At 53.6% G+C, this 12,642-nt stretch carries 8 protein-coding genes; 3 read left to right on the top strand and 5 right to left on the bottom strand.

Annotation, left to right across the window (positions count from 1 at the left end; translation table 11 throughout):
• Window positions 1-12 precede the first annotated feature (12 nt).
• Window positions 13-1,911, bottom strand: coding sequence for a putative bifunctional diguanylate cyclase/phosphodiesterase (locus tag Q399_RS0114095; RefSeq protein WP_031569465.1), 1,899 nt, complete (start codon window positions 1,909-1,911; stop codon window positions 13-15).
• 189 nt (window positions 1,912-2,100) lie between these two features.
• On the bottom strand, window positions 2,101-3,384 hold the full coding sequence (locus Q399_RS0114090; RefSeq protein ID WP_211253337.1) for an ADP-ribosylglycohydrolase family protein: 1,284 nt from the start codon (window positions 3,382-3,384) through the stop codon (window positions 2,101-2,103).
• Window positions 3,385-3,675: 291 nt separating this feature from the next.
• Here Q399_RS0114090 and arfB point away from each other — a divergent pair, with 291 nt between their 5' ends.
• Complete coding sequence (gene arfB, locus Q399_RS0114080; RefSeq protein ID WP_031569463.1) at window positions 3,676-4,095, top strand: alternative ribosome rescue aminoacyl-tRNA hydrolase ArfB; 420 nt, start codon at window positions 3,676-3,678, stop codon at window positions 4,093-4,095.
• Between the two features lie 23 nt (window positions 4,096-4,118).
• Here the strand turns inward: arfB and Q399_RS0114075 are convergent, their stop codons facing one another.
• On the bottom strand, window positions 4,119-4,883 hold the full coding sequence (locus Q399_RS0114075; protein WP_031569461.1) for a substrate-binding periplasmic protein: 765 nt from the start codon (window positions 4,881-4,883) through the stop codon (window positions 4,119-4,121).
• Window positions 4,884-5,103: 220 nt separating this feature from the next.
• Between Q399_RS0114075 and Q399_RS0114070 the strand changes: the two genes are divergently transcribed.
• Complete coding sequence (locus Q399_RS0114070; protein WP_031569459.1) at window positions 5,104-8,712, top strand: InlB B-repeat-containing protein; 3,609 nt, start codon at window positions 5,104-5,106, stop codon at window positions 8,710-8,712.
• A gap of 75 nt (window positions 8,713-8,787) precedes the next feature.
• On the opposite strand, the gene Q399_RS0114065 is transcribed toward Q399_RS0114070, so the two are convergent.
• Both Q399_RS0114065 and Q399_RS0114060 read right to left on the bottom strand, forming a co-directional pair.
• The gene (locus tag Q399_RS0114065; protein WP_031569457.1) at window positions 8,788-9,930 is read right to left on the bottom strand and encodes an RNA polymerase sigma factor; all 1,143 of its coding nucleotides are present in this window, start codon (window positions 9,928-9,930) and stop codon (window positions 8,788-8,790) included.
• A gap of 1 nt (window position 9,931) precedes the next feature.
• Complete coding sequence (locus Q399_RS0114060) at window positions 9,932-10,915, bottom strand: alpha/beta fold hydrolase (protein WP_106388988.1); 984 nt, start codon at window positions 10,913-10,915, stop codon at window positions 9,932-9,934.
• Between the two features lie 337 nt (window positions 10,916-11,252).
• On the opposite strand from Q399_RS0114060, the gene Q399_RS0114050 reads away from it, so the two are divergent.
• The gene (locus Q399_RS0114050; protein ID WP_031569453.1) at window positions 11,253-12,632 is read left to right on the top strand and encodes a Gfo/Idh/MocA family protein; all 1,380 of its coding nucleotides are present in this window, start codon (window positions 11,253-11,255) and stop codon (window positions 12,630-12,632) included.
• The last annotated feature ends 10 nt before the right edge of the window (window positions 12,633-12,642 follow it).

Here is a 12,642-nt window from a genome sequence, read left to right as displayed (position 1 = left end):
TCTATCACTTCACTAATTTTGAAAAAGAGACGAATATTCAACGGGTTTGCTGAAATAATAACCCTGCATATAGTGAATATTCAGTTTGCTGAGCACCTCCACCTGGGCTGCGGTCTCCACGCCTTCAGCCACGATTTCCCAGCCCATCGATTGCGACATCGAGGCAATAGCCCGCAGTACCGGCATACCGCCATCGTCGATTTTGTCGATAAATGCTTTGTCAATTTTAACCTTATTGACCTGCAGTTCATTGATCACCGACAAAGATGAGTAACCTGTGCCGAAGTCATCTATCGCAATGGCGATACCGGCATCCCGCAGCTGGTTGGTTTTGTCGATGAGGATTTTTTTATCGACGGTAAACACAGATTCGGTGATCTCAATCTGCAGCAAGTTGGCAGGGATTTGATGTTTGTCCAGCAGCGCCAACAGGTCGGGCACAAATTCATTTTGCTGAAATTGCAGTGCTGACACGTTCACCGCCAGTTGTAATGGCTTGCCAAGCTTTATGCTGTGGCTGATGGTCAAACACGCTTGCTCCAGCACCCAATAACCAATCGGATTGATCAGGCCACTTTGTTCGGCCAGCGGAATAAATTCGTCCGGTGCCACTGGCGTACCGTCGAGGGTCCAGCGTAACAGCACTTCGTAATAATTTTGCTGTGTTGCGTTCAGCTGAATAATCGGCTGATACACCAGCCGCAACTCCTGCTGGCTGATGGCCTGTTCCAGCCGGGTGCGCAGCATTGATTTGCGCCGGTATTTACCGGCAATCTGGCTGTCATAGACAGTAAAACCCTGCTTGCCGGCTTTTTCGATATTGCCGTACAACGCGAGGTCGGCGAGGTTAATCAGCTGGGAGATGTCCTGCCCGTGGTCCGGGTAAAGCGACACGCCGATATTGGCTGACAGTCGCAGTGCGTTTTCCTGAAGCCGGAAGGGCTGGGAGATACTTTGCTGTACCTGCTCGACGAAGTGATACAGCGCCTCGTCTGTGATCGGAATCGCAATTAAAAACTCGTCGCCGCCCCAGCGGCAACAGATCGCCGGCTCATGTGTGAGCAGCCGCAACCGCTCGGCGATTTCACGCAAAAACTCGTCGCCGATTTCATGGCCCAAGCCATCGTTGATGCTTTTTAAGCCGACTAAATCAATCATCACCAGTGCCAGTTTTAACTGATTGCGCCGGCTGACTTCGGTGAGTTCCACTGCAATTTCAATAAAACGCCGGCGGTTGTAAAGCCCGGTCAAACTTTCAATATCTGACAGATACGACAGTTCTTTGGTGCGCATCAGTACTTCAGTTTCCAGATTCGCCAGCAGATGCTCGTGTTCACGGCGCAAGCGGATGGATTCCAGTGTAAACAGATAACTATTACGGGCGGAGAAGCTCAGTAAGCCTGTGAAAATGATGCCAAGATAACCAAAAATGATCTGATCACCACCTTGCCACAAAAACCACAGGCCAAAAGGCAACAAACACAACGTGATGTAACTGATAATCAGGGTTTTATTAGACGACAGCGCATTGGTGACACCGGCGGCTATCGCAGCCAGTGTGGCGAGAATGATGATCAGTTGTTCGGAGTCACTGCCGATGCCAAACCACAGGCTAAACAAACTCCATAACATGGCGGTGGCGATGGCCAGGGTGGCAAAACGGCGGAAAATTTGTGGCTGATATTTTTCTCTTTTGGTTTTTAAGCTGTTCCAGCAGCGTAAGTCATAGCCGCGCCAGCTCAGCACCCCGATCATCAACAACCACCAGATGCCGATTGCGGTATTTTGACTGTACTGAAACAGCAATAAACAAGATGCTGTGGCTGCGACACCTGTGCCAATCAGCCCGGTTTTCAGGTTGTTGTAGAGGACGTCGAGCGTACCCTGCAACGTGAGATCCTGATTTGGCATTATAAGCAAAACTCCGAGCGGCGACCTGCACCAAAATACAGCATTATTTGTGCAGTTTCTGTGCGTTTTGCTTTGATCGCAATGGAATATTCGCTGGTCTTACCAGAATTGCGAAGCGTTTGTACTGCGGTGGCTAAAACGATTTAGTTTTGGGGCCCGCCACTGACAGAGTTTGCAGCTTTTTTGCTGTTATAGCCGAATTCCGTCAAGTGGCACTGATGATGGGATCAGCCAACACTGACCGTCCGCGCTGCGTTTACCCCGCATCAGCTGGCTGACCACTTTGTCGGTGACGGCTATACCTTGTGTCGCCATAGTTCCGAAATCAGTCAGGCCGTTATTGGCAAAACCTTTGCGGGTACGGTGAATGTCAAAACGGCGCGATAGCTTCTGACCAAATAGCTGCTCAACCTGATCAGCGCCCAGCATCAGGCCATACAACCCGCCCCAGGTCGCCGCCGGATTGTCGGAATCCCAGCCGGCCAGCACAGCGATTTTTAATGTATCCTGCATGTCGCCGGCGCCATAAAAATAACTGAGCAAACTAGCGGCGAAGTTAATCCCGGCGGCAAAACAGCCGTTGCAATACAGCTGCTTAGCGCTGAGCTCATAGCCGTCCTGCTGCTCCAGCTGGTAACGCCGGTACAACGCGTCGCGCGCGGTTTCCCAGGGTACGCCGGCCTGAAACTGCGCCAGCACAAAGTCATACATCTTGGCCGGATATTGATTGGCGGGCAGCGTCTTACGTGCCTGTGCGGCGATATTCAGCAGTGCCTGGTGTAGTCTGGTTTTGTCCTGTACCACATCTTCCGTGAACAATGCGGCGCGAGCATGTAACTCGACATAAAACTGCGCGATATCAGCCGCTTCGCCGGATGCTGTAGTACGAATGGGTAAATACGCCAGCTGCTGGGCGATATCGGGCCGGCCCGGTGCCAATGCGCCAAAAAGTTCAGTAGTGAGCTGGGCGTCAATCATATCGTAATGCGGGTTTTGTGGTGGCATGCCGGTAAAGGGCGGGAGCATTCCCTGCTGCATTAAATCAAAGGCTTGCTGGTTGGACACCCAAAGGAAATTCTCTGGTTTGCCGTCTTTGGTGCGATGCGGTGTGTTGTCATCGCGATAGATGTAAGCCAGCCAGCCGGCGCGAATTTGTGTGCCGGTCAGCAGCGGATTTGGGCTTTGCAGCATCAGTTGCAGGTAAATATATTCAATGTCGCTGTCATCGTCCGAGCCCCAGACTTGCGAGGGGCTACGCAGCACCCAGTTGATGGTTGGCGACAAATCACTCGGCACACCCTGGCCCCAGATACTGGGTTCATCGGCTTTGCCCCAGTCGGCGCGGGTATAAAAACGACCGGCCGGGCCGGCACCGCCGATTTTATCCATCTCGGTCACCAGTCCGGTCCAGTTGGCAATGCTGAGCCCGAGCCAGAAGCCGGCCAGTTTTTCCTGATAGGCGGTTCGTGACAAGGCAATTTCGCCGGCGGTTGAAGCTGTGCAGCTGGTTGGCACTGCTGCTGCGCTAGCCTGAGGAGTTGCCAATAAGCAAGCCAAAAGGCCGAGGTAGGACGTGTGGCGGAGCAGGCTCGACAATAGAACTGACATGAAAAATCCATTTAGAAAGCGCTTTCATTTATCCTGCAGTGTTGGCCATAAACTGTCAATCGGCAGCATCTGCTGACTCAGAAAGTGAGGTTGGCCGGCGCTTTCCAAAGCGGACTCCTGCTACACTGGCGCCACTTCGTTTAAGGACTGCTCTGCATGCTGCAAATCACTGCCACCATCACTATTGATGAAACCGAAATAGACTGGCAAGCCATTCGCGCCAGTGGCCCGGGCGGGCAGCATGTCAATAAAACCTCGACTGCGATGCAGCTGATGTTTGATATTCAGCAGTCGTCGTTGCCTGAGCATTACAAAACCGCATTGCTGCAAAAATCCGATCATCGCATCACGGCATCCGGCAAAATTATTATCAAAAGCCAGCAAAGCCGCAGTCAGGAAATGAACCGGGAAACGGCATTGCAACAACTGATCGAACTGATCAAATCCGCCGGTGTTGTGGCGAAAAAACGCCATGCGACGAAGCCCACTTATGGCAGCCAACAACGCCGGCTCGACAGCAAAAAACAGCGCAGTGGTACCAAAAGCCTGCGGCAGAAAAAGCCGGGTCTGGATTAAGCTGCTGCGACCAACAGCCGGTGTTATTCGTTGCGCACGGTCGCCGGCTGGGGTTGGCCGCTGTCTGCGTGGCGCAGCTCCTGACCGCGTTGTGCTAATAATTGCAGCCGGCCATTTCCCTGCCACAGCGCCAGCAGCTTATCCAATTCCTTGATTAGCGCAGCGTCGCGGCTGCCCAGCCGAAATTCTGTGACTTTAAACAGGTCATATTCACGCAGTTCGTTACGCGTCCTGCCAAGGCCAGTCAGTACGTTTTCCAGCGTCTTTTCATTCATCACCAGCAGTTGAGTGCGGCCTTTGAGTAGCATCAGCACGGCCTGCGTATGGTCGCTCAGTTCGCGGTACTCCGGCGCATGCGCTGTGACTGCGGCATAGAGGGGACCAAGCACCGCAGTGGCATTTTGGAAGGCAGTCAGTCGATAGTTTGCGAGATCTGCAACAGATTGCAGCTGACCACGAAAATCAGCCAGCGCAAAAGCTTTATTGTGCACCCGGCTATAGGGCGAAGTCAGATAAACGCCGCCAAAGCTCGGCTGCTGTTGGCGTACCGCCAGATCCAGCTCGCCGGCCATCAGCATCTGCCGCAGCCTGGCGTGCGGGACTTTAATGATTTGGTGAGGCAGCTGCAGCGTTTGCAGCAGCTCGTTAACCAGCAGCTGTTCATAACCGCTTTGCGCAGTTGGATTTTTAAACACCTGATCAGACACGCCAAGCCCAACCCGCAGCGGTGTTGCTGCATGCGTCATGGCGCAAAAGAACAAAGCCAGCAGCCACATCCGATGTTGCATCCGCGCCTCCCTGGCCATCGCTATCAATATTGTGGTTCAGTGTAGCAGAAGGAGGAACAAATATTGGGAAGTCGCGTCTGGTTGCACTTTATATGTTTCTGGCATTGCTGAGATGGTTTGCAATTTGGCTACATTCAAGTAACCTGTAGCCTTTTTCACTACAGCCGCTGATAGACAGGTAATTGAGCCACAATTAGCGAGGGCGGGCAGGGAGCATCTTATGCGGTATCAAACAATTTTTACCCTCAGTTTATGTGCGGGTCTCAGTGGTTGTGGCGGCGGAGGCGGGAACAGCCCTGCACCAGTCACACCAGAAGTGCAACAATATCTTGTGTCCACCCAAGCCGGTGCCGGTGGCAGCCTGAGCCCGGCCAGCACTCAGGTGCGACAGGGTTCGACAGCAACTTTCACGGTGAGCCCGGCGACTGGCTATGACATTGACAGTGTCAGTGGTTGTGCCGGTAGTCTGACCGGGAGTCAATACACTACAGGGGCAGTCAACGCTGCCTGTACTGTTACCGCCAGTTTCAAAAAACAGAACTTCCTGCTCACCGCCAAAGCCGGCACCGGCGGCACTATCACCCCGGCCGAACAGCGCTTGTTTTATGGTGATAAAGCCGAATGGACAGTCAAAGCCGGATCCGGTTATCAGATTGATCAGGTCACCGGCTGCAATGGTAGCCTCAGTGGTGACATTTATAGTGTTGCCGCAGTGACTGCCGCTTGTGAAGTCAACGCCAGTTTCAAAAAGCTTAGTTATACCGTGAGCGCCGCCGCCAATGCCGGTGGCACTGTGACACCTGTCACGCAAAAAGTGGAGCATGGCAATACCACCACGGTCACGCTGAAAGCTGACAGTGGTTTTGCGATCAATTCAGCCAGCGGCTGTAATGGCCAGTTGCAGGGCGAGGTGTACCGCACCGGCGCTATTACTGCAGATTGTAAAGTGGATGCCGTGTTTGGACCGGCCATGATCCAGGTCACGACCACAAGCAGCAGCGGTGGCAAGCTGAATCTGGCAAACCCACAGGTGAAATACGGCGAAAGCCTGCAGCTGACACTGCTGCCGGATACCGGTTTTGATATCACGACGGCGTCCGGTTGTGGTGGCAAATTACAAGGCGCGGTGTTTACCACAGCGCCTGTCACAGCAGCCTGTACTGTTGAGGCAAAGTTTAACGTCAATACGATTGTGGTTTTCCCGGATGCAGGGTTGGACAAAGTTGTTCGAACTGTTTTGGGGGTAGATGGCAGTGCCAATATCACAAAATTGCAGTTATCGCAGCTGACTTCTTTGGTGGTGAATGCTGGGCAAGTTGTTGATTTGCAAGGCTTACAGTACGCAGCGGGTCTCACAAATCTGCGGATTCAGAATAACAAAGTGGTTGATATCTGGCCTTTGCAGTATTTGACTAAATTGCAGGAACTCTATTTGGGTTATAACCCAATCAGCAGTTTTCAACCGCTTAGTTCATTAAAAAACTTGCGATTGTTGTGGTTATTTGATGCACCTGCGACGGATTTGTCGCCATTGCGTGGTTTGCAGCTTAAAGAGCTGGGGCTCAGCAACAAGGCTGTGCTTGATTTAAGCCCGTTACAAGGCATGCCTTTAGAGAACTTTTATTTGTGGTTTAGTGATACGACTGACTTAAGTCCGTTGGCAGCGGCGCCATTACGTTATCTGGACGTGCAATACAGCAAGGTCCAGAATTTATCTGTGTTGTCGAATCTTGCCAATTTATGGGGACTGAGTATCTCGGGTACTGAGGTGACAGACTTGAGCCCACTGCGTCAGGTCAATCGTCTAATGTCGCTGTCAATGTACAGTAGTAAGATACAAAATCTAGATATTTTCAACGAGTTGCCTTTGACTCAAAATGCGTCATTAGAAATTTCTGGCTGCATTGACCAGAACGGTTACTCCCGTCACCTGGAGCAATTAGAAGCCTTAAAAGCCAAACTGAACTTGTATCTGTACTTGGGTGCAGAAAAACGTAGTGATTGTGCTGACACCTTCAAAGACGCTCAATTCGCTGTGCAGGCGCAGGTGTTGAACCGCAGCTTGCAGTACAGCTGGCAGATCAGTGGCAATACTGGACCGGTGCATTGTGCTTTATATCTGGAGCAGGACGATCAATTACCAGGTTCAAGTGCCTCAACCTTACAGGCTTGTGCTGCAACCGGCACTGCAACTTACAGCGGCCATCAGGCCGACCAATTCCGCCCGGCTATCTGGTTTGATAACGGGATTGGTGGCGAAAAACTGGTGAAACTGGACGAAGTTGGGGCTGCTCCGACACAACCGGCACTGCAAAGTTTGGATTTAAGTCAAATTACTATTTCTGCGAAGCCGTTATTGGTGGCTGAACGCGATGGTTTGTTGCGATTGCACGTGACATCAGCTCAAAGCCCGGCAGTCCTGCCGAAATTTCAACTTGATTTGCAGTTGAATGGCAAGACCCAACTGCTGGACGCCGTAGCACCGAAAAAACTCCCGGTTAGCAAAGTGCATCGCAGCCTGACCGATGCTTATCAGGCGATCATTCCGGCCAGTTGGATGCAACCTGGTTTGCAAATCAAAGTGTTACAGGACGGCCAACTGGTCCGGACCTATACACCACCATTTGCGCCGGCACGGCCGCTGGCGATCCGGATTGTGCCATTTCAGCTTGGAGACCAGGTCGCGACACTCCCTGATGTCAATGCAGTGAAGAATGCTGTTCGCACCTACTGGCCTTTTAGTCAGATTGATGTACGGGCCCGCGCGCCTTATCAGCTCAAAGCCGGCGGTACGAAATCCTCCGCTTATGTGATGTTGCCGGAGCTGGCAGATTTGCGCCGCATTGAAGGTGAAGGGGTGTATTACTACGGTTATTTTAAACCGGAGATGGGGGATAATTGCTGTGGTGGTTTAGGTTACATCGGGGCACCCATTGCCGTCGGTGTTGACAATGATAGTGGTGAAATTCTGGCGCATGAGCTGGGGCACAACTTTGGCCGGCAACATGTCGGTTGTGGCAACCCGGCCGGCCCGGATCCGGCTTATCCATATCCAACTTCCAGCATGGGCTCAGTCGGGTTGGATTTAGCGCTGACTGGCTGGATGTCGCCGGATGATCATAAAGACTTGATGTCATATTGCGGCCCTAAACATGTGTCGGATTACAGTGTGGCGGCAGTGCAGGAGTTTGTGAAAAAGAACCCGCCGGCAGCATTCCCGACGCCGACACAGGCCGCCGCTCAGGCCCAATCGGGCGGTAGCGCCTTATACCTCGCCGGCACTTTGCAGGGCAGCAATGTGCAGGTAAGGACATTAATGCCGTTATCGCGTGCCCCGCGCAGCGAAGCACCGGGCGGTTACAGTATCAGAGTGTTAAACGAGCAGGGCAGCTGGTTTGAATTTAACCTGCAGCTGCTAAAGCTTGATCATCCGACCGACCGGGCTGAGCAACATTTCAGCGTGGAACTGCCGCAGATGAATATTCAGCGTTTTGAGATCTGGCAAAACGGCGTGTTAGTTGCGACGCAGGATCATTCAGCTGCGCTGGCCGGCAGCGCTGGTCAACAGCAACAGCAGCAACAGCAGCAACTGAGCCAGAGCCAGTTCCAACTGGACGAGAGCGCCAATCAGCTCTGTGTGAGCTGGCCGGCCGGCAAAGACGCCACGCTGAGTGTGATACATCAGCAAAACGGCGAAGATACCGTATTGGCGCTAAACGAAACAGCAGGCCAATTCTGCCGTGATAGCAGCGCATTGCCACCGGGGGGTGACTGGCGGCTGATTTGGCGCCAGCAACTGTCGGTGCGGGAATTCCGTCAACCTCGGTAAACAGTTGCAGTGAACACAAAGCCGGCATCACGCCGGCTTTGTTGTTTTGGGTTCGTGGCAACCGCCGGTTCGCTGTTAAAGCCGGCCCGACGCGATTAATCCGGCAATCATGCCGGCCCAGCCGGAGCCGATGCCGACAACAGTTCCTATTGCACACCCCAGCCATTGCCGGCGTTGTTTAGCCGCAGCTTTTGGCTCTGCCGCTCTTTCCCGCGCCTGTTGTGGTGCCAGCAGGCGACTGAGCTGGACTTGAGTGCTGAGCAGTAACACGGTCAGCATCGTCATGCACGCGATGGGTCCCCAGGCGCTTTGCGTCAGCTCATAGGCCGCTACCCAACACAAGCCAAACAACGCCATCCAGGCCATAGTGCGGCGTCTGAGCTGGCGTAATTGTGCCGCAAGTTCGGCGCTGTCGGCACGGTCTATCGCCGGTTTCATGCCGTAAAACACGGCTGCCACTGCCAGTAAGGCACCGATAGCGGCTCCACCCAACAGGGCCAACAACTTCAGCGGGCCTGAGGCTGCGCCCGGCGCGACAGTCTGCACCAACTGATCGGCTGCCATAGCCGCCGCTGGCGGACTGGCGGTGGCCAGTGCGGCAGTGAGCGCTGCGGAAAACCCAAGCCCGGGCGCGGTCGACAAAATCAGCTGGCCGTAACGGCTCAGCCATTGTTCTTTTAACGATTCACGCACCCGCTGTAGCTTTTTGCGGACATTGGCTTCGCTGATGCCGAGCAAGGCCGCCACCTGGCTGCTGGATTGGTCTTCCCGATAATACAGCAGCAACATTTCACGGCTTTCAGCCGGCAGCGCGTCGAGAAATTGTTGCAACAGTTGGCTCTGTTCAGCGCGGCCATGCCACAGCTCCGGGCAGGCGTCCGGATCGATGAATTCGGCTAATACAGATTCTGCGTCGTCGCCATCCAGTTCCCGCCGGGCTTTTTGGTCGCGCAGGCCATGAAAAGCCTGATAACGGGTGATTTGCCGCACCCAGGGTAAAAAGCTGCTGGTTTCACGCAGTTGCGGCAATTGTTGCCAGACGTGGATAAATACCTGCTGGGCGATATCTTCGCTACGGTCTAAATCTTTGACGATGGCGAGCGCAATACTGCTGACCATCTGGCGACAGCGGTTGATCAGACGCTGATAGGCCGCCATGTCGCCTTGTTGTGCCGCTAACACGTCAGGCATTAGTTGTAATTCGATGCTGTGGTCCATGTTATTTTGCCTCTTGCAGAAAGCTGCGGATTTTTCGATTCAGCCAGGCCGGGTCGTCCAGCATAATAAAGTGCCTTGCGTTGGTATTGATGTCGAGTTGTGCTGCCGGTAATTTTTCCAGTTGCTGCTGATATAGAGCTTTGACGCCCGCCTGTGCCTGTGGTGGTAAAGCCCCGCTGGCGCCTAATAACAACACCGGATGTTTGATGTTGGCCACTTGCGGCCGTAAATCGGTGGTCAGCAGTTCTGCCATCACCCGGCCGACAGTGGTTGGATCTGACTGCTCCGCCATCGCCAACACCTGTTGCTGTGCTGCCGGGCTGGTCGCCTGAATAAATAAACCTTGTGCCGTGGCCTGGCTGAGCTGGGCTTTGGTCATACCGCCATATTGCACGCTGATTTGTGTAGCCTGCGTTTGCATCTGTGCCGCCGTGGTCGCCGGATTGCGGGTAAAGACCGGGGCTAAATACGGCAGACCGTCCACTGAGACAATCGGGCCTATGGTATCCGGTGCGCTGCTTGCCAGCGCAAACGCCAGAAAACCACCGAGGCTATGACCAATCACCACTGGCTGCTGCAACTGTTTGGCTGCGATATAAGCCAATAATTCCTGCTGTACCACACCGAGCAATGAGCTATCCGGCTGCATACCCGTGCGGGCCGCTTTGCCGGCAAAACCAGCCAGATGAACAAGATGCAGCTGATGGTCGGCTTTTAATGCATCGACAGTGCTTTGCCAGACGGTCGGGGATGACATTAGCCCCGGAATTAAAATGACCGGCCGGCCTTTACCAATCACTTCGACACTAAAGCTTGGTGCTGTCGCTGCGCTCACAACTGCACTGACTGCAACCGGCGCTGTGACTGCTTTTGGTGCCGGGGCCGCATGACTATGACCAGACTGGTTCGCCGCAAAAACCGCAACAAAAATAGTTGGGATCATCGATAAACGAACGGCAGTGGTGGGATTGGCACATTTAAACATATGAAATTCCTTTGTGTTGGTGATATGTCTTGCTGATATCTCCTAGTGCCGGCTCCTGCGGTAATTGTGACAATTATTTTTAAATAATTTTTATCTATATGAATTTAAATGAATTAATTATTGTCACTCGTGACAAGGCCGCAAAGCCGCGACCCGTGGGCGCCTGCTGTTTATGTTGCTGCAGCTGCTGGTCGCAAATTTTGTTCGTAACAAATCGAAAGTGTTTCAATGTATTTTTATTTGTGTTATACCAAAGCCATCAACTGATAAAAACAGTCAGGTCTGACGGCGCTCCGGCGCGCAGCAACACTGGCGGAAACCATCACAGGAGAGAGTTATGGCGAATTTTAACCGGCGCAGTTTTATGAAAGCTTCGATGGCCACTGCGGCACTGGGTGTAGCAGCGGCCTGCAGCCAACAGGGCGTTAAACCCACCGGTGCAGCACCGGCAGCCAAAGGCAAATCGGTGATGGGGCTGGTGGTGCCGGCGATGGCAGAAGTGCGGGTGGGTTTAATTGGCGTCGGCGAGCGCGGTGTTGGTTATATCAGCCATTTCAGCCAAATCGAAGGCGCCCGCATCACGGCAATTTGTGACACGGATCCACAAACGCTGCAACGCGCGCGCGGTTTGTTCGACAAAATGGCCAAACCACAGCCGGCGTATTTTGGTGACAGCCCGGATAGCTATCACCAGCTATTAGCGCGGCAAGATGTCGATATCGTCGTGATTGCGACGCCATGGGCACTGCACCATCCGATGGCCAAAGCTGCCATGCTTGCCGGCAAACATGCCTTTGTCGAAGTGCCGATGGCGCTGGAGCTGGAGCAGATGTGGGATTTGGTCGACACGGCTGAAGCGACGCAACGCAACTGCATGATGCTGGAAAATGTCTGTTATGGCCGCGACGAGTTAATGGTGCTGAATATGGTGCGCCAAGGCCTGTTTGGCGAACTGCTGCATGGCGAAGCGGCGTATATCCACGAATTACGCTGGCAAATCAAAGAGATCGAGCGCAAAACCGGCTCATGGCGCACTTTTGAAGAAGCGCGGCAAAACGGCAACTTGTATCCAACCCATGGCTTAGGCCCGGTGGCGCAATATATGGGCATTAACCGCGGCGACCGCTTTGATTTCCTGAACTCGGTCAGCTCACCGGCGATTGGCCGCGCTGAATATGCCAAACGCGAATTCCCGGCTGACCATCCGCGCAACCAAATCAAATACACTTGTGGTGACATCAATACCAGCATCATCAAAACGGTGCAGGGCCGGACTATCATGCTGCAGCATGACACCACTACACCGCGGCCATATAGCCGGCATAACCTCATTCAGGGTACCAATGGCGTCTTTGCCGGTTTCCCCAATCGTATCGCGCTGGAAACCGGCGGCCGTGGCGGCAGTTATCATGAGTGGGATATGGATATGACGCCCTGGTATCAGCAGTACGACCACCCGCTGTGGCAACGCATGGGCCGTGAAGCCGAACGCAACGGCGGCCATGGTGGCATGGATTTCCTGATGTGCTGGCGGCTGATTTATTGCCTGCGTAATGCCGAGCCATTGGATCAGGACGTCTACGACGGCGCCGCCTGGTCGGCAGTGTTACCGCTGTCGGTCGCATCCGTGGCTGACCGTGGTAACAGCCGCGATTTCCCGGATTTCACCCGCGGCCTGTGGCAAAAAACCAAGCCGCTGGGCATTGTTGGCGGCTAAATTTTTACAA

The sequence above is a fragment of the Rheinheimera texasensis DSM 17496 genome, from assembly GCF_000711985.1.
Lineage (GTDB): Bacteria > Pseudomonadota > Gammaproteobacteria > Enterobacterales > Alteromonadaceae > Pararheinheimera > Pararheinheimera texasensis.
Note: the sequence above shows the minus strand (reverse complement) of the source record. Positions and strands in the feature narration are given on the sequence as shown.

Bases quoted from the DNA above. Each gene is read 5' to 3' on its own strand.
- Q399_RS0114095 (WP_031569465.1), bottom strand. From the start codon at position 1,911: ATGCCAAATCAGGATCTCACGTTGCAGGGTACGCTCGACGTCCTCTAC.
- arfB (WP_031569463.1), top strand. From the start codon at position 3,676: ATGCTGCAAATCACTGCCACCATCACTATTGATGAAACCGAAATAGAC.
- Q399_RS0114075 (WP_031569461.1), bottom strand. From the start codon at position 4,883: ATGCAACATCGGATGTGGCTGCTGGCTTTGTTCTTTTGCGCCATGACG.
- Q399_RS0114070 (WP_031569459.1), top strand. From the start codon at position 5,104: ATGCGGTATCAAACAATTTTTACCCTCAGTTTATGTGCGGGTCTCAGT.
- Q399_RS0114065 (WP_031569457.1), bottom strand. From the start codon at position 9,930: ATGGACCACAGCATCGAATTACAACTAATGCCTGACGTGTTAGCGGCA.
- Q399_RS0114060 (WP_106388988.1), bottom strand. From the start codon at position 10,915: ATGTTTAAATGTGCCAATCCCACCACTGCCGTTCGTTTATCGATGATC.
- Q399_RS0114050 (WP_031569453.1), top strand. From the start codon at position 11,253: ATGGCGAATTTTAACCGGCGCAGTTTTATGAAAGCTTCGATGGCCACT.